General features: G+C 64.0%; 16 protein-coding genes. 8 read left to right on the forward strand and 8 right to left on the reverse strand.

Annotation, left to right across the window (positions count from 1 at the left end; genetic code table 11):
- Positions 1 to 249: 249 nt before the first annotated feature.
- Positions 250 to 846: an HD domain-containing protein gene (locus tag PLN84_RS07180; protein ID WP_292385718.1), complete on the reverse strand. Its 597-nt coding sequence runs from the start codon at positions 844 to 846 to the stop codon at positions 250 to 252.
- The gene (locus PLN84_RS07185) at positions 843 to 1841 is read right to left on the reverse strand and encodes an ADP-ribosylglycohydrolase family protein (protein WP_348531986.1); all 999 of its coding nucleotides are present in this window, start codon (positions 1839 to 1841) and stop codon (positions 843 to 845) included. The genes PLN84_RS07180 and PLN84_RS07185 overlap by 4 nt, the downstream gene beginning before the upstream one ends.
- 109 nt (positions 1842 to 1950) lie before the next feature.
- On the opposite strand from PLN84_RS07185, the gene PLN84_RS07190 reads away from it, so the two are divergent.
- From PLN84_RS07190 to PLN84_RS07200, 3 genes are all read left to right on the forward strand, one after another.
- Entirely contained in the window at positions 1951 to 5028 is a 3078-nt protein-coding gene (locus tag PLN84_RS07190) for a PD-(D/E)XK nuclease family protein (protein ID WP_292385712.1), read from the forward strand.
- A complete protein-coding gene (locus tag PLN84_RS07195) occupies positions 5015 to 8266 on the forward strand; it encodes a UvrD-helicase domain-containing protein (RefSeq protein ID WP_292385710.1) in 3252 nt (1083 codons plus the stop codon). The genes PLN84_RS07190 and PLN84_RS07195 overlap by 14 nt, the downstream gene beginning before the upstream one ends.
- 132 nt (positions 8267 to 8398) lie before the next feature.
- Positions 8399 to 8710, forward strand: coding sequence for a hypothetical protein (locus tag PLN84_RS07200; protein WP_292385708.1), 312 nt, complete (start codon positions 8399 to 8401; stop codon positions 8708 to 8710).
- Positions 8711 to 8855: 145 nt separating this feature from the next.
- Here PLN84_RS07200 and PLN84_RS07205 read toward each other — a convergent pair whose 3' ends face one another.
- From PLN84_RS07205 to PLN84_RS07220, 4 genes are all read right to left on the reverse strand, one after another.
- Positions 8856 to 9017 carry a hypothetical protein gene (locus PLN84_RS07205; RefSeq protein WP_292385706.1) on the reverse strand — a complete coding sequence of 54 codons (162 nt, stop codon included), beginning with the start codon at positions 9015 to 9017 and terminating at the stop codon, positions 8856 to 8858.
- 197 nt (positions 9018 to 9214) lie between these two features.
- The gene (locus PLN84_RS07210; protein WP_348531987.1) at positions 9215 to 9397 is read right to left on the reverse strand and encodes a hypothetical protein; all 183 of its coding nucleotides are present in this window, start codon (positions 9395 to 9397) and stop codon (positions 9215 to 9217) included.
- A 394-nt stretch (positions 9398 to 9791) separates the two neighbouring features.
- Entirely contained in the window at positions 9792 to 10895 is a 1104-nt protein-coding gene (locus tag PLN84_RS07215) for a Fic/DOC family N-terminal domain-containing protein (RefSeq protein ID WP_348531988.1), read from the reverse strand.
- The gene (locus PLN84_RS07220) at positions 10892 to 11905 is read right to left on the reverse strand and encodes a class I SAM-dependent DNA methyltransferase (RefSeq protein ID WP_292385702.1); all 1014 of its coding nucleotides are present in this window, start codon (positions 11903 to 11905) and stop codon (positions 10892 to 10894) included. The genes PLN84_RS07215 and PLN84_RS07220 overlap by 4 nt, the downstream gene beginning before the upstream one ends.
- A 244-nt stretch (positions 11906 to 12149) precedes the next feature.
- On the opposite strand from PLN84_RS07220, the gene PLN84_RS07225 reads away from it, so the two are divergent.
- The 4 genes from PLN84_RS07225 to PLN84_RS07240 all read left to right on the forward strand — a co-directional run bounded on the left by PLN84_RS07225 (position 12150) and on the right by PLN84_RS07240 (position 14782).
- Complete coding sequence (locus tag PLN84_RS07225; protein ID WP_292385699.1) at positions 12150 to 12413, forward strand: hypothetical protein; 264 nt, start codon at positions 12150 to 12152, stop codon at positions 12411 to 12413.
- A gap of 187 nt (positions 12414 to 12600) precedes the next feature.
- Positions 12601 to 12729, forward strand: coding sequence for a symporter small accessory protein (locus PLN84_RS07230; protein ID WP_292558549.1), 129 nt, complete (start codon positions 12601 to 12603; stop codon positions 12727 to 12729).
- Entirely contained in the window at positions 12719 to 14296 is a 1578-nt protein-coding gene (locus tag PLN84_RS07235) for a sodium:solute symporter family protein (RefSeq protein ID WP_292385697.1), read from the forward strand. The genes PLN84_RS07230 and PLN84_RS07235 overlap by 11 nt, the downstream gene beginning before the upstream one ends.
- Before the next feature lie 123 nt (positions 14297 to 14419).
- Complete coding sequence (locus tag PLN84_RS07240) at positions 14420 to 14782, forward strand: PhzF family phenazine biosynthesis protein (RefSeq protein WP_292558550.1); 363 nt, start codon at positions 14420 to 14422, stop codon at positions 14780 to 14782.
- Here PLN84_RS07240 and PLN84_RS07245 read toward each other — a convergent pair.
- Positions 14751 to 15815, reverse strand: a complete 1065-nt coding sequence (locus PLN84_RS07245; RefSeq protein WP_292385693.1) for a PhzF family phenazine biosynthesis protein — start codon at positions 15813 to 15815, stop codon at positions 14751 to 14753. The genes PLN84_RS07240 and PLN84_RS07245 overlap by 32 nt on opposite strands.
- Before the next feature lie 141 nt (positions 15816 to 15956).
- Positions 15957 to 16649, reverse strand: a complete 693-nt coding sequence (locus PLN84_RS07250; protein ID WP_292385691.1) for a hypothetical protein — start codon at positions 16647 to 16649, stop codon at positions 15957 to 15959.
- 310 nt (positions 16650 to 16959) lie between these two features.
- On the opposite strand from PLN84_RS07250, the gene PLN84_RS07255 reads away from it, so the two are divergent.
- Entirely contained in the window at positions 16960 to 18483 is a 1524-nt protein-coding gene (locus PLN84_RS07255) for a transglutaminase domain-containing protein (protein WP_299952750.1), read from the forward strand.
- Positions 18484 to 18507: the final 24 nt, after the last annotated feature.

The following is an 18507-nucleotide window of genomic DNA, read 5'->3' on the forward strand; positions in this document are numbered from 1 at the left end:
TCATCGCCGGGATCGTCCTCTTCGGCGAGTCGCGGAGCGCCGGCCGCCTCCTCTGCCTCTTCCTGATTGTAGCGGGCATCGTGGGGCTGAAGTTCTGCTCGGACGCGTGAAAGGGCATTGCCAGAAAAGAGGGAGGTTCCCGCCGATCAGGGCAGCGGTGCCGGCGGCGATCACGGCCCCGATGAGGAATGAGACGAATATGCGGGTATCCATGAGAGGGTTCACTCCGCAGGACGGTTAACCGTTTCTTTATCGCCCGGAGAGGGGCCGGAGATGCATCTCGTCCTCCAGGGCCGCGAGAAACGCGAGAAGGAACGCATGCCTCTCCCCGGCGATCTCCCGGGCGCTCTCTGTGTGCATGCGGTCCTTGAGATTCAGGAGTTTTTCGTGAACATGATCGATTGCGTCCCCGATGCCCCGTCCCTGTTCTCCCGATTGCATGAACGTCCTCGCGATCCCGACCGCACCCATCGCGTCCAGGTTGTCGGCGTCCGAGAGCACCCGGGCCTCGAGGGTCTCGGGGTCGATCCCGGCACTGTAGCGGTGCGCCCGGACGGCGTGGACGATGCCTGCGATACGGTCCGCCGGATAGCCGACGGACTCAAGATACGCTGCCGCCATCCGTGCCCCCTCTTCTTCATGGGGGACGCCCGCCTCCTCTTCAATGGGCCGGGCGATGTCGTGGAAGATGGCGGCCGGGATGAGGACCGCCATATCCGCTCCTTCGCGGGCGCCGAGCGTCTCGCAGAGGCTGACGACCCGGAGGGTATGGTCGAACCCGTGGGCCCCGGATGCCGGGAGCACGGCTTTAACGTGGTCGAGCATTGCGACGGTCTCTTCGTTCATGAGCCATCTCTGTCGCACAAGGGCAGAACTCTATCTCCCATACGGAGAACCCGCTCCGGCTCACCGGTCCTGCACCTCGCGCACCGCATCAGGTTCTCAGCATACGCCTCGATGAGATCACGCATGGCGAGGCACTCCCGCCACGCCCACGGGATCGCGGCAGCCCCGTAATACGCCCCGGCGAGCTGCCCGTAGATCGCCCCGGTCGTGTCGGCGTCCTCCCCGAGGTTCACCGCGAGGAGGCAGCCCTCCGCAAACGTGCTGCTTCGCGAGAACGCCCAGAGCGCCGCCTCAAGCGAGGCCGCGACGTATCCCCGCCCCCGGATCGCCGGAGGCTCTTTGCGGAGGTAGGATCCCGCCGCGACTGCATCGATCTCGCCGGCGAGCGGGTGCTCTTCCCAGTAGCCCGGAACCGGGGAGTACCGCTCCGAAAGCAGCACCTCTTTCGGGGCGCCGGCAAGGGCGCCGACGATCAGCCCCCCGAAGAACCGGCAGGCGTCGACGGCAACCGGCAGCGCGTGGGTGGTCCGCGAACTCTCGCCGGAGAGTTCTATCGCCCGGACGGGGTCGGCGGCGTAGAACATCGGCACCGGGCAGACCCGCATCAGGGACCCGTTCCCCGCCGACCGCTCGTCCGTCAGCCCGGGAAAGGGCTCCCGGGAGAGGCTGAACCGTTCGAGCGCCTTCCGGGTCGTCGTCCCGATATCAAAGCAGGTGCCGGTGCTTGAGAGGTGCCCCTCCCGGTACCAGCGCACGTAGCGCTCCAGCTGGTCGACTGGGTCAAACCCGCTCTTCTCGATCAGGCTCTCGGCGAGGGAGAGGGCGAGCGAGGTGTCGTCGGTCCACTCGCCCGGCCGGAGGCCGAACGGCCCGCCGCCGACCATCCCGGTGATCGGTGCAAACGTCCCCGGCGGCCGGAATTCAAGCGTCGTCCCGAGCGCGTCGCCGGCGGCCAGGCCGAGGAGGCAGCCGCGGTAGCGGTCGATTCTATCCATGCTGTTGTTTCAGGTCGCTTTTGTCAAAGACGGTTCCGGTTTGTGCCGGCCAAAATAACAACACTCATCCCTCCTCCTTCCTAAACACCTCACCAGGAGAGTTCATCGGATGTCCACCGCCGTTCTGTACCGCCAGTTGCCCGGAGAGGGTCTCGACGTGTTCATCGCGGAGTTCCGGAAAGCCGCCGGCCGCGACCCGTTCGGGACCGTCTTCATCGTCCCAACCTCGAGCCTCGCCCGGGAGGTCGCCCGGCGCCTCGGGAAGCAGGGTGCCCCGCTCGTCGCCGGCGCAGTCACGACCCTCCCCGGCTTCGCCCGGAAGGTCTTTGACGACCACACTGCGTCGGAGATCCCGATCCCGGCGGCCGGAACCCGGTTCATCCTCGCCCGGCTGCTCGCCGCCGGGGATTATCCGCTCCTCTCCGGTGCCGGGGCCGTCGACGAACTCGCGACCCTCTTCTCGGTCCTTACCATGCGGAAGGTCAACTACCCGGCCGCGCTCGGCGAGATGCAGAGCGCAAAGAGCGCCGAGATCGCCCGTCTCCTCAACGCCTACCTCAGGTTTCTCGACGATCGCCGCCTCGTCGACGAGAGCACCCTCCTCTCCCGGGCAGTCCGGCTCCTCGCGGGCTCGCGAGAGGTCCGGACGGTCTTCGTCTACGGGCTCTTCGGGCCGATGCCGCTCGAGCGGGACCTGCTCCTTGCCCTGCGGGAGTCCGCGGACGAGTTCCACTACGCCCTCCCCTTGGCCGCAAACCCGGCGATCTTTGCGGACGACGGCGGGTGGCTGCATCCGGACGTGGTCGTCGCGGCGGACGGACGCTCCTCGCACCTCGCCGCCCTCTTCTCCCGGGGCCCGCCCCGAGACTGCGGCGGGTTCATCCACATCGCCGAACGCCGCGACCGGCTCGACGAAGTCCGGGCGATAGCGCAGGAGGTCCACGACCTTATCACCGCCGGGGTCCGGCCGGACGATATCGCGGTCGCGTTCCCCGACCTCGACGCGGCGGTGCCGTACGTTGAAGAAATCTTTCCCGACTTCGGGGTCCCGTACGCCGTATCCGGCGGCCGGCGGCTCTCCACATCGCCGCTCGTCCAGGCGCTTCTTTCGGTCCTCACCGTCCCGGCCCGCGGCTACCGGCGGGAGGACGTCGTCGCCCTCGCGACCTCTCCCTACCTACCGGACACCCGCGGATGCGAGATCGACCTCCTCTCCCGGGAGGCCCGGGTCACCGCCGGATCGGCCGCCTGGGACGAGCGGCTCGCGGCGCTCGCCCGCGCCCTCGAAGAGGATCGGGCGAGGCCGGATACACCGGCATCCGCCGGGCGCAGGCTCGAAGCAAGAATCGCCTCGATTGAAGCGGTGCGAGACGAGGTTCACCGGCTCTTTGCCGACCTTGCGACACTCACGGGGACGAAGACGATCCCGGAGCACCTCGCTGCATACCGCTCGCTCCTGGCTACGTGGCAGGCCCCGGCGATGCCCGGGGAGGGGGAGCGAGACCTGCTGGACGGCGAGGCGCAAGACCTCCGGGGATTCGTAAAGACCCTTGCGGCGCTTGAGGAACTCGCCCGGCTGCTCCCGGAAGAGAAGGTGCCCCTTGCGGAGTTCGCCTCCCTCCTCGGCCTCCTCGTTGCCGGGACCCGGGGCAGCCGGCGACGGAATCCTCGTGCCGTCCAGGTTTTCGGCGTCCGGGAGGTCCAGCACCTCGCCGTCCCCTACCTCTTCATCGGCGACCTCGTCGAGGGCGCGATGCCGCGGCTGACCACCCGGCTCCCGTTTACCACCGATGCCGAGACACGGCGCCTTGCGACACGGTCGAAGGACGACGTCCTCCGGGAGGAGCGCTACCACTTCATCGCGGCCCTCCTTGCCGCCCGCTTCCGGGTCTACCTCAGTTTCCCCGCGGCCGAAGGCGCAACACCCCTGGTGCGTTCCGGGTTTCTGGACGCCGTCCGCGAGACCTTCTCCCCGGAGGCGTGGGGGAGCGACGACTTTCCGGACTCCACGCTCGCAGCAGCCCGACGCGCCGGCGCCCTCCTCGCCCGGGGGGAGGTGCCGGCAGAGATGCCGCCGGGAATTGGGGTGCATGAGGCCATCCGCCGGCTCAACATCGAGAACTATCACCGGAAGGGCGGTTACGACTCCCCCTACGACGGCCTGCTCGGCGGTGACCCGGCGAGCATCGCGATACTCGCCGAACGGTTCGGCGAAGGGGCCGTCTTCTCCCCGACGGCGCTCGAGACCTACGCCGACTGCCCATTCCGGTTCTACCTGGAGCGGGGCCTCGGCCTTACCTCGCTCCCTCCGGCTGATCCCGACCTGACGGCACAGGAGCGGGGGAACCTCGTCCACCGGGTCGCCTACCGGTTCTACTCCGGCTGGAGACGCGACGGCAACGACCCGGTCACCCAAGCCTCGTATCCGGAAGCTCTCCGGCGGATCCTCAATGCCGGCCGGGAGGAGGCCGATCGGTTTACGTTCGAAAGCCCGGCCTGGGTCGCAGACAGGGAGCATCTCCTCGGGTCGCCCGCGGCCGGCCCGGGGCTGCTCGAGCGGTTCCTCCGGCACGAGACGGAACTCGCGGTCTCCGGCCTCCTCCCGCAGGCCTTCGAGGTCTCGTTCGGCCTCCCGGTCTCGCCGGGAGAGGTCGACCCCGTATCGATCCCCGACGCAGTCGCGGTCCCGCTCGGCGACGAGATCCTCCGCCTGCGGGGCAGGGTCGATCGGGTCGACGTCCTGCCGGACGGCCGGTTCGCGATCACCGACTACAAGACCGGGACCTCGCACCCCGCCCTCAAGGATATTCTGGCAGGGAGAGCGCTCCAGCTGCCGCTCTACATCCGGGCGGTCGAGACCCTGACCGGGATGCAGGGAGTCGCCGGCACCTACTACACCCTCCGGCGCGGGGAGGTCCGGAACCGGCCGGTCTTCTGGGATAAGGCGATGAAAGACTGTTTTGTCTGTTTCCCGGGATCACGGCAGAGCGGCGTTGAGGACGTCCGGGCGCTGGTCGAGAATGCTCTCGGCTGGGTGGAAGAGTACCTCGCCGGGATCCGTAGCGGGCGCTTCCCGCCCCGGTCGGATGCCGGCCCCTGCCCGCGCTACTGCGATTTTGCGACGATCTGCCGGTTCGACGACCTGCGGCTGCTTAACACGGAGGTGACGACCGATGGGACTGACTGAACGCCAGGCGCGGGCCGCGCTCGACCACACGAGAAGCAAGTGCGTCACCGCCGGGGCCGGGACGGGAAAGACGCACGTTCTGGTGCAGAAGTACATCAGCCTGCTCGAGAGCGGCGTCGACGTCGGAGATATCCTCGCCCTGACCTTCACCGAGAAAGCGGCCGCGGAGATGAAGGTCCGGGTCCGGCAGGCCCTCGCGGAGAGGGGAGGCGAAGCGTGGGACGCAGTCCGCGACGAGTTCCTCTGGGCGAAGATATCGACCTTCCATGCCTTCTGCGCCTCCGTCCTCCGCGAGTTCCCGCTCGAGGCCGGTGTCGGGCCCGGCGTTACCGTCCTCGACGAGCGGGAGGCGATCCTGCTCGCCGATGAGGCAATGAATGACCTCATCTACGGTGATCCGCCCCAAGGAGCCCGGGACGCGGTGATCGGCGTCCTCCGTGCGGTCGGGGCCTACGAGTTGAAGAACTACCTGGAAGCGCTCTACTCGCGCCGCGATGACTCTGAGACGTTCTTTGCCGCCTTACGAGGGAGCGAGGAGGTTGTGCTCGACGCCTGGACGGCAGCCGTGGAAGGAGAGCGGGCGAAGGCGCGTGCAGCCTTCTTCGACCGTGCCGGCCCCTCGCTTGAGACGCTCAAGGACCTTTCCGCCCGCTACCCCGGCGAACGGGACCCGGCCGAGACCTACCTCCGGGCCGTCGAGCCGCACCTCGCTGCAGACGCGGTCGCAGCACTCGCCGGGGTCCACACGGGTTCGCGGTTCCGGGCAAATATGGGACAGAAACAGAACTGGGCGGGAGACGACCTCGAACGCCTCCGGGCGGCCTACGGCGTCCTGAAAGGGTGTCTCAAGGACCACGAGACTGCCTGCCCGCCTGCCATCGACCCGGCCGACCCCTTCACAAGGGCGACGCTCGACTTCCTCCACGACCTCGGCACGGTCTACCGCGCCTTCACCGGGGCGGTGGAAGCGGAAAAACGGCGACGAAACGCTCTCGACTTCGACGACCTGGTCAACCGTACCCACCGGCTCTTTGCCGACCACGCGGATATCGCGGCGCACTTCCGGGACCGGTTCCGGTTTGTCCTGGTCGACGAGTTCCAGGACACCGATCCCGTCCAGATCGCTATTATTCACGCGATCCTCGGCCGGGAGCCGGGGAACCTTTTCATCGTCGGCGACCCCAAACAGTCCATCTACCTCTTCCGGGAGGCCGATGTCGCTCAGTTCCGGCATACTCGCGACCTGATCGAGCAGGACCTCGGCGGCGAGACGATCGCGCTCGACGTCAACTTCCGAAGCACGCCCGAGGTCGTCGGATTCACGAACGCCGTCTTCGGCGCCCTGATGGCAGAGTCAGGACGTCCCTGGGAATTCCTCTACGAACCGCTGCGAGCGTTCAGGCAGGAGGCCGGATCGGTCGAACTCCTCCTCTGCCCGAAGGTAAAGGACCGGGCGGCCGGCCGACGGGCCGAAGCCGAGATGGTCGCCCGAAAGATCCGGGCCATCGTCGAGCGGGGGGAGAAACAGGTCTACCGGAACGGAGAGGGCCGGCCGGCGGGCTACGGTGATATCGCCGTCCTGCTTGAACGGCGGACGAACCTCTCCTACTACGAGTGGGCGCTCGAGCGCTACGGCGTCCCCTACCGCGTCCACGCGGGCCTCGGGTTCTACGAGCGCCAGGAAGTCTACGATGTCTACAACATCCTCCGGTTCCTCGTAAACGACCTGGACGACGTGGCGCTCTACGGCCTCTTGCGGTCGCCGTACTTCGGGTTCTCCGACGCCCGGCTCTTTGCCGTCGCCGGGTCGGAGGCCTCGCTCTGGGAGCGGCTGCAACGGTCCCCCGACCCGGATGCCGCCGCGGCGGTCTCGACTCTCCGGGGGTGGCTCTCCGTCGCCCGGAGGCTCCCGCCCGCCCGCCTCATCCGCCGGATCGTCGAGGAGTCGGGGATCGCCGTAGTCTTCGGCGGGATGGCCGGGGGCGAGCAGGCGGCCGCGAACGTCGAGAAGTTGATCGCGATCGCACGGGAGGCCGACTGCTCCACGCTCGCCGACCTCGTGGGGGAACTCGGGCGCTGCATCGATGAGAGGCAGCGGGAAGGGGATGCCCCCCTCGAACTTGCACCGGGAGATGGGGTCTCGATCATGACGGTGCATGCCGCAAAGGGGCTCGAGTTCCCGGTCGTCGTCGTCCCCGACCTCGCGGAGACACCGAAGACCGGCGGGGCGACCATCATGGTCGGGGGCGGGCTGCTGCTCGGTGTCTCGATACCGAACCCGGCAAACGACCACGAGCGCGAGGAGACGCCCGTCCTCCGTCTCCTCAAGGCAGAATACCGGCAGAAGGAGGAGGCGGAGAGAAAGCGGCTCTTCTACGTCGCGGCAACACGGGCGCGGGATCACCTGATCCTCTGCGGGGTGATGCCGGGTGAGGTCCCGGAGACCCTTCCAGCCGCAAAGACCCGGATGGCCTGGCTCGCGCACTGCCTCGGGCTTTCTTCGGAAGTTTCCGCCCAGGAAGAAGCCGCCCTGGGGGCGCTCCGCATCGCGCTCACCCTCGACCCGGCGAAGATCCCGGTCGACGTAGATGAGACTTCCCCGGTCTATATCCCGGTTCCGGACGACGTCCCGGCAGCGGGCGGCGGCCCGGGGAAGGTCCCCCCGGTCACCGGGGAGGAGGAGCACGTCTACTCGGCAAGCGAGATTGAGCACTACCTCAGCGGTCCGGGGGTATCCCGGCCGCCGCGGTTCTCCGCCGGTCCGGATTCGATAACCCGCGGCCTGATCGTCCACGAGGTCTTCCGCGGCCGGGACCCCGCCGTGGTGTTGCGGCGCTACGGCCGGGACTCCGGGTGGGCGGAGGAGCTCCAGGGACACTACGAGCGGTTCCTGGCATCACCCCTGATGCAGGGGAAGATCGCCGATCACCGCGAGGTGCCTTTTTGGGCGCGGGTGAACGGCGTTCCATTCGAGGGAGCCATCGACCGGCTGGTGCAGCGGCCGGACGGTGCCTGGATCCTGGTCGACTACAAGACCGGGACGCCGGGGGGCGTCGAGGAGTATGCGGTCCAGATAACGGTCTACCGGCATGCCGCCGCTCAGCTCCTGGGGCAGCCGGTCACGCCGTACCTCTACTTCGTCGACGCCGATCGCTGGGTGGAGGTTGCGGTGGACGAGGAGCAGGTCTTTGCTACGATCGAGCAGGCGGTCCGGGGGATCGAAGAGAGGAGTTTCTGACGACTGGAGTGCCGGGAGCCGGGGAGTGCCCTGGATGGAGTGAACTGGAGCGATGCGGAGACGGCGCTCCATCCTCTCTCATCCGAAAGTGATGATGCTTGCCGGAAGGTAATATCGGCATAGAGGAGTCCGGTGCATCCAATCATCCGCGAGAAGATCCCCGAGATCGCCTGCATTGCTCGCCGCCGCCGCGTGAGACGGTTCGGGATATTCTGCCAGGCAACAGGCGACCGGTTCGACCCGGTAGCGAGCGACATCGATTTTGTCGTCGAGTTCGAACCGATGGCCCCGGCGGAGCATGCTGAGGCCTATTTCGGTCTCGCCGAAGGCCCGGCACGGCTCTTTTGCCGCGAGATCGATCTCGTTGAACTATCGGCGATCAGAAACCCGATCTTCCGTGAATCCGTGAAAGAGAACTGCAGGGACATCTATGCCGTCGCGTGAAGGCCGGAAATATCTTTACGACATTGTCCTGATTCACGGTTTGCGCGGGGAGCAGCGCTCCACGATGAGATGCGCCGGAAACGAGCCGGATCGCAGGCACGGCGGCACCCCTGCGTACGACCTCCGGTTCTTTCACCCGCACCCTTCAGTCGTAGAGGCCGATCGCCAGGAAGTCATCGTCCGAGAGTTCGTCCCAGAGTTCGAGGACGACAGAGCCGTCGTCAAGGACGTCACCGGGGATGACCCATTCGGAATCGACCTCCCGTACCTCTTCAACCCCGCCCGGGGTTCGTACAAGCACCTTCATCCGGTATTCCCCGGTGCGGTCGGCCGGATCGAGGTCCTCTCTTGCATGGGCATGCTGCCGGCCGCCTGCGCGAGATGATGGTCCGGGCCGGATAAAAAGGTTCCCGATCCGGCGGTTGTTTTCGTGAACTCAGGGTTATGGAGGGGTATGGGATGTCCGGTTACGGGGAAGGTGACGCCGGTGATCCCGGGCATCGTTCAGGTCTCCGCTCCGGCCCGCTTGAGGATGAGCCGGTAGTCCTCCTCGGGGATCTCGCGCATGGCGATGCGGAGGTCTCCGCTCCACATCGTCTTGTTCGTGATGATTTTCGATAGGTTGAACTCCGGTCGTGCCCGGTAGATCTGTTGAATGAGCCGGGGGACAACCTCAGTGCGAGGCATTGTGCTCTCCTGTTTACGACCCGGGTATATACGGGTTTCTTTATCGTCCGGGGTTGACCGGATGCCCGCCATAACGGAGATCGATCCCCGCATTCCCTCTCAAAACCATATCGACGCCCGTAATCCCAGGGCAATCTCCTGCAGTCCTATCCCTCGCCGTCTCCCGCGCTCATACCGCTACCCCTGTGCCGCGATCCGGGGGCCCGGCGGCCGGCCGGGTCCGATCGTTGTGGGTCACCCATGTCCCACAAATATTCTTGTGGGCCATATATTGCGTTTTCTGACCCACAAATTCCGTTGTGGATCGTAGATGACCCACAAACACTTCCTGGAACAGGGTTTGTGTATATCGGGGTTTTGATATACACAAATCTGTTTGCTGGTACCAGAATACTCACAGTCGGTCCCCCTCGGTGATGGCGATCAGGCGCGAGAAGACGTAGGTCGTGGCGCGCCGTCCCCCACCCTCCGTAAGGGCGGTAATAATATCCTGCTCCCGGAGTTGCTGGAGGAGCCGGTTTGCCGTCTTCTTCGGTATCCCGGTCTGCTCGTAAAACTCGGATGGGATGAAGACCGGCACTTTAAAGAGGGCATCAATCGCGGCGATTGCGTACTGTGACCGGATCACCTCCGGCACCGTCTGCTTCATCTCGTCGTAAAGGTCGAGGATCGCCTTTGCTTTCCGGCCGTTCGCCCCGGCCTGCTCCTCGATGGCGTGGAGGAAGAACGCGATCCAGCCGTTCCAGTCCCCGTCCTGTGAGACTGCGAGCAGCCGCTCGTAGTAGACCGGCCGGTTCCGCTCGAGGTAGGCGCTGATATAGAACATCGGGCTCCCGATCAGCCCTTTCTCGTAGAGGATGAGGGGGACGAGCATCCGCCCGATACGCCCGTTGCCGTCGCAGAACGGGTGGATGAGCTCGAACTGCGCCTTCAGGACCGAGAGCTGGACGAGGACGTCCTTCTCCTCCCGCTGCAGGTAGGCCTCCCAGTCCGCGAGCGCCCCGGAAACATCCTCCGGCGCCGGCGGGACATAGATTGCGTGCTCGATGTGGGCGTCCCGCCCGATGAAGTTCTGGATCGTGCGGACGCACCCCGGCTCCCGGTCCATGCCCCGGCTGTCGGAAAGAAGGATCCGGTGCAGGTCGCAGACGAGCGCCAGATCCAGCCGCCGGGTCTTGAGGGCTTCCACCGCGGTATTCAGCGCTTCCCGGTAGTTGATGATCTCCTGGATGTCGGCGAGGGTTGTACCGTGGAGTGGCTCCTTTGGGTTCGCCTCAAAGCGCAGGACGTCCTCAAGCGACGCCTGCGTTCCCTCGATCCGTGACGAGAGCACCGCCTCCTGCGTCAGGAGCGGGGAGAGCAGGAGCCGTGGGTTCGGGATCGCCTGGAGGATGCCGTCGTACCGGGCGAGAGCGCGGTTCGCCGACGCGATCTGCGGGATGTGAGCCTCCCAGTCGATGGGGGCCGGGGGCAGCGGCTCCGGGACATAAGGCTTCATCCCATCATCCCCTTCACCATCACCAGGGTCTCCGCTTCGAGCCCCTTGATCTCCGCATCGAACCGTCCAGCCGAACCGCGCTCAAACTCGGCCTTAATGAAGTCTTCCTCCTGCTTCCAGGACTTCCCGTAGGGCGGGTTGCAGATCATGTAGTCGAACTTCATCCCCGGATGCCCGTCTCTTGAGAACGAGGAGCCGCGCATGATATTGTCCGCGTCGCGGTCGTCGCCTTTGATCAGTACATCGCTCTTGCAGACCGCGTAGGTCTCGTCGTTCGTCTCCTGCCCGAAGAGCCGGATGTCCGCGTTCGGGTTGATCTCGGAGACGATGTGCTCCTTGGTGACCGAGAGCATCCCGCCGGTCCCGCAGGCCGGATCGAGGACCGTCTTGATGATATGGTTGTGAGTAAGCATATCCGCGTCGCCCGCGAGCATGAGGTTCACCATCAGTTTGATCACCTCGCGGGGCGTGAAGTGCTCACCGGGATTCTCGTTGTTCTGTTCGTTGAACTTCCGGATGAGTTCCTCGAAGATGTAACCCATCTGGTGGCTGCTCACGCGGTCGGGGTGAAGGTTCACCGTATCGGAGGCGAACTTCTGGACAAGGAGGTAGAGCGACCCTTTCTCGTGCAGCGCCTGGATAGAATTGCGGATCTTAAACCGGTCCAGGATATCCCTGACGTTCTCGGAGAAGCCGTTGATGTAGTCGATCAGGTTCTTATGGATGTTCTCAGGATCGTCAAGGAGTTGCTTGAAATCGTATTTTGATGTGTTATAAAAGGCATAGCCCGACTCGTGCTTGAGCACACCGTCGAGGTTCTGGATCTCGTCTTTTAATTCTGTGTATTTCTTCAGCACATTCTTCTTGGTCGGCGCAAGCACACAGTCAATACGGGCGAGGACGGTGAACGGCAGGATCACGTCGGGATAGTTAGAACGTTTAAAATCATCGCGAAGGACATCGTCCGCAACATTCCATATAAAACTGGTGATGTGCTGAAAATTCTCCATATAATTATCCGATGGTGCGAAAATGTATTAAGATTGATTGTTTACGATCGTAACGTTCATGGCAGAGTATATACGGCCGCGTACGACCTGGCCAGGCAGAGTACGCGATTGCAGAACCGATCTTCCTGTATTCGCAGCCAACCGGGAGTATGGAAGTTGGCAAAAGATCCCACCCCTCTAAAACCCAGATCGGCGCCTATAAGCCGCCTCCCAGGGGCAAAAATCTCTGTCGAGAGGCAGTTAGATGGCCAGGCTCCTGCACGCGGCCGATTGGCAGATCGACATGAAAATGGGGCATGCCAGCAAAAAAGCGGAATTCGTCAGGCAAAAGAGATTCGAGACGGCCGGCCGTATCGTTGAACTCGCGAAGGCCGGGATCGCCGACCTGGTGCCCGGGACGGGACGCCATCGCCGCGGCCCATGGTACGACCTTGGCCTCTGGACGGGAGGTAGCCGGCAGCGATGCCGCCTTTCCCGGTCGAGCGGCAGACGAAATAGTAGAGGTTAAATAGAATGAACTGATAAGCCTGTTTAGGCACTCGATGATTGGCAACAACGTAGAGTCCTACCAGTGCACCCCGGTGCAAAACCGCACGTCAGTGCGGAACGCATTCTTCTTTAGGTAGGGAACCGGCCCTTTCGCTGCGTTCCCGTGTAATGTAACGGTCTTTTCCGTTACCGTCAGGTGGTTTGTTATGTTCGGCATCACCGATCCCGCGATCTGGGTTGGGTATCTGCTTGCGCTCGTCTTTACGCTCGCATGCTTAGTGTATGGCCTGTTGAACTGGAACAACGGAGCGGAGGAAGAACGAGATGGCAGTTGATACAGGTCTTTTCGTCGGAATGACACTGGTATACCTCGTTCTCGTCATCGGCCTCGGCTACCTCGGCTACCGTCAGACGAAAGGAAATGACGATTATATGGTGGCCGGCAGGAAGATCAGCCCTGTCGTTCTTGCCCTCTCCTACGGCGCGACGTTCATCAGCACCTCCGCCATCATCGGGTTCGGTGGGGTTGCGGCACAGCTCGGCATGGGGATGATCTGGCTGACTGTCCTCAACATCGGGCTCGGCATCTTCATCGCGTTCGTCGTCTTCGGGAAACGGACCCGCAGTATCGGGAGCAAACTCCGTGCCGTGACCTTCCCCGACCTGATGGGGAAGTGCTACGGGTCGCCGTTCATGCAGTACGCCGCAGGGCTCGTCATCGTCATCGCCATGCCCCTGTATACGGCGGCGATCCTGATCGGCGGAGCCCAGTTCATCACGAGCACGCTGCAGGTCCCGTATACCACCGCGCTCATCGGGTTTGCCGCGGTCGTCGCCCTCTACGTGGTGCTGGGCGGGCTCATCGCCGTCATGTATACCGACGCGCTGCAGGGCGGGATCATGCTCGTCGGGATGACCATCCTCCTTGTCCTCACCTACGTCCAACTCGGGGGCGTTATCGAGGCGCATACCGCCCTTGCCGCGATGTCGGACCTCGTCCCGGGGACGCTCGCCGCCGGAGGGATGACCGGATGGGCCTCCATGCCGGCGTTCGGGTCGTCCATCTGGCTCACCATGGTGACGACGCTCGTTCTCGGGGTAGGCATCGGGGTGCTGGCGCAGCCGCAACTGGTGGTCCGGTTCATGACCGTCAAGGACAGCCGGTCACTGAACCGTGCGGTCCTCGTCGGGGGACCGTTCATCCTGATGATGACCGGCGTCGCCTTCACGGTCGGCGCGCTCACGAACGTCTACTTCTACCAGAACCAGGGCGTGATCGCTCTCGCAGCGGCCACCGGCGGCAACGTCGACACGATCATACCGAACTTCATCAACGCATCGATGCCGGACCTCTTCGTCGTTATCTTCATGCTGGCGCTCCTTGCCGCCGCGATGTCCACGCTCAGTTCCCTCTTCCACGTCATGGGCACGTCGCTCGGGTTCGACGTCATACGGCGCACCGGCTCCGGGAAAGCGGCGATGCGGCCGATCCGGGTGGCGACCGTCGTCATGATCGTCGTAAGCGTTGTCCTTGCCTTCATCCTGCCCGGCAGCATCATCGCCCGGGCGACGGCGATGTTCATGGGCCTCTGCGCATCCGCGTTTCTGCCGGCATACGCCCACGCCATGTACAGCAGCAGGCCGTCGCTCCGCGCGGCGAAGATAAGCCTTGTTGCCGGAGCGGCCGCCTGGTTTGTGTGGACCGCCTTCGTCCACGTCAAGGAGTCGGCCGCGCTCGGTCTCTCCGACCTCCTCTTCGGGGTTCCGGCGGTCCTCTCCGCGCCGTGGCAGGACGTGGACCCGCTCGTCATCGCCCTCCCCCTCTCGACGGCCGCACTCCTGGTCGGGTTGGTGCTCGACCGGCACGCGGTGATTGCGGAGGGACCGACCGGGGCAGCCTGACGGTGGCCCCGGCCCCCGGGACCATTTTTTCCGCATCCGGCGACCACCGGGAGCGCAAGCGGTATCCTCCGGGAGAACGGACGACTCCCGTTCATCATCGTCCCGGTAAAGAGCCTTGAATCCGTGCGGCGGGCGGCGATCGACCACGATGCCTACGAAACGCTCATCCGCACGACGGAAGCAAAAGCCGTCTTCATCTTCTGCCCGGAACCCTACCGGCCGGAGAACACGTTCAACGCCCGGATGTTCGCCGACCACTTCGGCGTGTCGGAAGATCCGGCAACCGGCAGCGCGAACGGGTGCCTTGCCGGCTACCTCCTCCGGCACGGCTACTTCCCGGGCGACTCGCTCGATATCCGCGTGGAGCAGGGCTGCGAGATACACCGCCCGTCCCTGATCCATTGCAGGGCGGAGCGGCACGGGGAGTCTATTACGGTGCAGGTCGGCGGCAGGGTCATTCCGGTTGCCCGGGGGGAGCTCCTGTAGAGAGAACGTAACTCCCGTCGATCCGCACCTGGCCCCACCCCCCGAACATGAGCCCCCCCTCTTCCGGGCGGAGCAGGCGGATGATGTTCGGGTTCGCCCGGTTCGGCCCCTGCTCGATGACGAGCGACCGACTGGTCCAGAGGTTCTCCCGGATGAGGAAGTTTCCCAGCGCGGCGTTCCCCGAGCCGGTCGCCGGGTCTTCCAGGTACCCGAACGGCGGGGCGAAGACCCGGGTGTGCAGGTCGTGCTCCGGAAACGCCGTCTCGCGGGTGTAGATGGTGACCACGTCGACGGAATGAGCGAGGGCGAACGTGCGGAGCGTCATGTAGTCGGGGGAGCATCTGACGCATGCGTCGAGCGAGACGAGGGGGACGAGCAGAGTATCGAGGCCGGCGTTCACAATGCCGATAGGTATCGCAGGATCGATATCCCGGACGCCGAGGCCGAGGGCGGCAGCGGTCTCTGCAGTATCCGGACGTGCATCGGAGAACGCCGGCTCGGGAGCCCGGATGTAGACCATGCCGTCCTCGCCCGTCCGGTTCAGCACCGTGACGACACCTCTGTTCGTCCGGAGGCGGAGGCTCTCCCGGTCCCTGAACCGGTCGTCGTTTTGCACCACATCGCCCATGATGGCTATCGTCGCGTGGCCGCAGAACTCGACCTCCCGCTCGCAGGAGAAGTAACGTATCGCAAGATCGCATACCCCCGGCATGCCCTCGCGGAGAAAGCCGACTTCCGAGACAAAACCCTTCAGTTCACGGGCTATCCGCTGCATATCCTCATCGCTGATCTCATCGTCCGGGAGGAGGGAGATGTATCCCGCGGGGTTCCCCGGCGACCCTCCCGATGCAAAAGCATCGATCTTCTTGAACCGGTAACGTTTCATGAACTCATCTCTTTCATGTGCCGGCAGTCCCCTGCCGTTCCAGATACCGTTCCGGCCCTGGCGGTGCCTGCCGCAGACCCCGGAACCGACTTCGGGCGTCGATCCAGCGATCGTACTCTCCCGGAAGGGAAAGAGTTTACCATACATCCGGGCGATCCGCCGCGTCGGGAAGCGGTGGTTTGCTTCTTACCCCCACGGGGATTCCGGGAACCATGCCGCACGGCCGGGCTCTTCGGAGGGGGGTGAGACTGCTGCTGCCGAGCAGGAACAACAAAAAAGAGTGAGGGGTCAATTCTGCTTTCTGCCTGCAACCAGCAGCCCCACGATCAGTAGCGCCCCGCCGACAACAACCGGGGAGAGAGGCGATTTCTGCGTGGGAACCGGTGTCGGTGCGGGGTTCATCGTCACGTAGAGGTCGACCGTCTCGCCTTTGGCGGGGTGCCGGTCGATCGTGCCCGTGTAGGGCTGATACCCTTCCTTCGTCACGGTGTAGGTCGAATACGGCGTCCCGGTCGTGTAGACCTGGACGGAGAGGACGCCCTGGTTGATGGTGCCCTTGACCTCATTGTCGAACTGGACGGTTGCGCCGTCAACGTTGGCGTGGACGGTGTACCAGCCGATATCTCCCCCGATTATCGGTCCCTGTGTGGGCTGGACCGGGTTGATAGTCGCGTAGAGATCGAAGACCTCGCCTTTCCCGGGAACAGAGGTTACGTCTCCGTAATACGTGGTGTATCCGTCTTTCTCGACGCGGAACGACTGGTAAGGAGCGCCGGTAGTGTAGACCGCGACGTACAGCACGCCGGCGTCGATCGTGCCCTTGTATTCGTCGTCGAAGTAGACCTGTGCTCCATTCACGTTACCGTTGACCGCATACCACCCGTTGTCTCCGCCTACGGGCGGCTGAGCACTCGCAGGAAGGACGATGGCACAACAGGCAACAAGCAAAATTACCAGAAAATGGCGTAAAACGCTCTTCATAAAAGCCTCCGCTTCAATTAATAAAATATCTATTTGCATATATGCCTTCCTTTCTTATCGCGCCAAAAATACAATATTAAATGTACTTTATGAGATGAATTTTCGAAATTTTCCTCAGCCACGGCCATTGTGTGCCCCGTGCGAAAATTCCAGCAGGAACGCACCCGCGCACGCTCCTCCGGGTAAGGCGTCTCCTCATGGTCCGTGCCGGGACCCCGGGGGGCACGGAAAATTCCGAAAAATCCCCGGGCTGCCTGAAGAAGGCCCGAATAAATAAAAAGGCTTTCCCGATCCGTATATTCTCTCTTCCATGGATCACCGCACGATCACTGCTTTCCTGGTGGCATCCGTCCTGCTTCCCATCGCTGCAACAGGGTGCATCGCCACAACGGAAGAGAAGAACGATCCCGGTGCACCGGCCGACGAGGCCTACGCCCGGGGGCTCGCCGAGTATGGAGCCGCCAACTATCGTATCGCCGATGAACGGTTTGCCGGGGCCTACGCCCTCTACACCGGCGCAGGCGATCTGGATAAGGCACGGACGGCACGAGATGCCATGTTCCGGGCGAACAGGACATATATTGAGTATCCTCTCAACAGATCCGCTGCAGAGGCAGCACTGCGGGAGAGGGTCCCCGGCATCACCGACGCGAGCATAGCCGACTGGCTGGATAACCGGGCCCAGACGATCGTCTCGGAGGGCGAGGCGCTCTACTCCTATGACGTCGCCGGCAACTACCTCTACGCGCACACCGATGAGATGCAGAAGCAGAACGAGAGGAATCTCGACTTCGACTACGTCGCCCGGTACGCCTGGTCGGAGAACCGATCCGGGGGGACCGGGCCATACGTAAACCCGGTACACTACGCCGGTGTCGAACGGCTCGAGATCCCGCGCGAGGCGCTTCCCTCATCCGGGATCCTGAAGATCTGGTTCCCCCTCCCGGTCGAGACGGATTCGCAGCGAAACGTCACCGTCGCGAACCTCTCGTGCCCTGACTTCATCGTCGCCGGCCCGTTCACCACGGGGGCCATCGGCTACGTCTACTACGAGATCCCGGCCGGGGCGGTCAACGGGGACCTCGTCCTCACGGCGGATATCGACTTTGTTTCCTATGAGCAGATCTTTAGCGGTATCGACCCGGCAAAGGTCGGGAAGTACAACACGAGCGACCCCGAGTACCTGCTCTACACCAGGTCCGAGAGGAACATCGAGATCACGGATGCGGTTCGGGAGAAAGCACGGGAGATCGTCGGGAACGAGACGAACCCGCACATCCAGGCGCAGATGATCTACCACTACATCATCGAGACCTACCCCTACAGCCACGTCCCGCACTGCTCGCTCGATGCCCGCGAGCCGAAGATCGCTGAGTCCACCTACATGTTCGAGACCGATCATGGCGACTGCGGCACCCAGAGCATGCTCTTTGCTGCATTCTGCCGGTCGCTCGGGATCCCTGCCCGTGCCATCGGGGGCTACCAGATGCTCATCACTAAGACGCCCGGCACCCACTTCTGGGCGGAGTACTACCTGCCCGGCTACGGCTGGGTTCCGAACGACCCGACGGCTGCCGAGGCGGCCGACGGGGTTGTCATCTCCGACGAGAAGCGGTCGGCGTTCAAAGAGTACTACGCCGCAAATCTCGATCCCGCCCGTCTTGTCATCCAGAAGAACGTCGATGCTCCGATGAAGCCGGCCCTGCCGGAAGGTGCCGCCATATTCAGGATAGTCAGGCAGTACCCGGCGATCGTCTCCGATACGGCGGACTACGATATAGATCTCTTCGGCATGATGGACTGCTTCAGGGTCGAACTTGCGGCCGTCGACTGATCCCACCCACTTTTTGACGCGGAG

The sequence above is a fragment of the Methanoculleus sp. genome, assembly GCF_035363275.1.
GTDB lineage: Archaea > Halobacteriota > Methanomicrobia > Methanomicrobiales > Methanoculleaceae > Methanoculleus.

Bases quoted from the DNA above. Each gene is read 5' to 3' on its own strand.
- PLN84_RS07180 (WP_292385718.1), bottom strand. From the start codon at position 846: ATGAACGAAGAGACCGTCGCAATGCTCGACCACGTTAAAGCCGTGCTC.
- PLN84_RS07185 (WP_348531986.1), bottom strand. From the start codon at position 1,841: ATGGATAGAATCGACCGCTACCGCGGCTGCCTCCTCGGCCTGGCCGCC.
- PLN84_RS07190 (WP_292385712.1), top strand. From the start codon at position 1,951: ATGTCCACCGCCGTTCTGTACCGCCAGTTGCCCGGAGAGGGTCTCGAC.
- PLN84_RS07195 (WP_292385710.1), top strand. From the start codon at position 5,015: ATGGGACTGACTGAACGCCAGGCGCGGGCCGCGCTCGACCACACGAGA.
- PLN84_RS07205 (WP_292385706.1), bottom strand. From the start codon at position 9,017: ATGAAGGTGCTTGTACGAACCCCGGGCGGGGTTGAAGAGGTACGGGAG.
- PLN84_RS07210 (WP_348531987.1), bottom strand. From the start codon at position 9,397: ATGCCTCGCACTGAGGTTGTCCCCCGGCTCATTCAACAGATCTACCGG.
- PLN84_RS07215 (WP_348531988.1), bottom strand. From the start codon at position 10,895: ATGAAGCCTTATGTCCCGGAGCCGCTGCCCCCGGCCCCCATCGACTGG.
- PLN84_RS07220 (WP_292385702.1), bottom strand. From the start codon at position 11,905: ATGGAGAATTTTCAGCACATCACCAGTTTTATATGGAATGTTGCGGAC.
- PLN84_RS07225 (WP_292385699.1), top strand. From the start codon at position 12,150: ATGGCCAGGCTCCTGCACGCGGCCGATTGGCAGATCGACATGAAAATG.
- PLN84_RS07230 (WP_292558549.1), top strand. From the start codon at position 12,601: ATGTTCGGCATCACCGATCCCGCGATCTGGGTTGGGTATCTGCTTGCG.
- PLN84_RS07235 (WP_292385697.1), top strand. From the start codon at position 12,719: ATGGCAGTTGATACAGGTCTTTTCGTCGGAATGACACTGGTATACCTC.
- PLN84_RS07245 (WP_292385693.1), bottom strand. From the start codon at position 15,815: ATGTATGGTAAACTCTTTCCCTTCCGGGAGAGTACGATCGCTGGATCG.
- PLN84_RS07250 (WP_292385691.1), bottom strand. From the start codon at position 16,649: ATGAAGAGCGTTTTACGCCATTTTCTGGTAATTTTGCTTGTTGCCTGT.
- PLN84_RS07255 (WP_299952750.1), top strand. From the start codon at position 16,960: ATGGATCACCGCACGATCACTGCTTTCCTGGTGGCATCCGTCCTGCTT.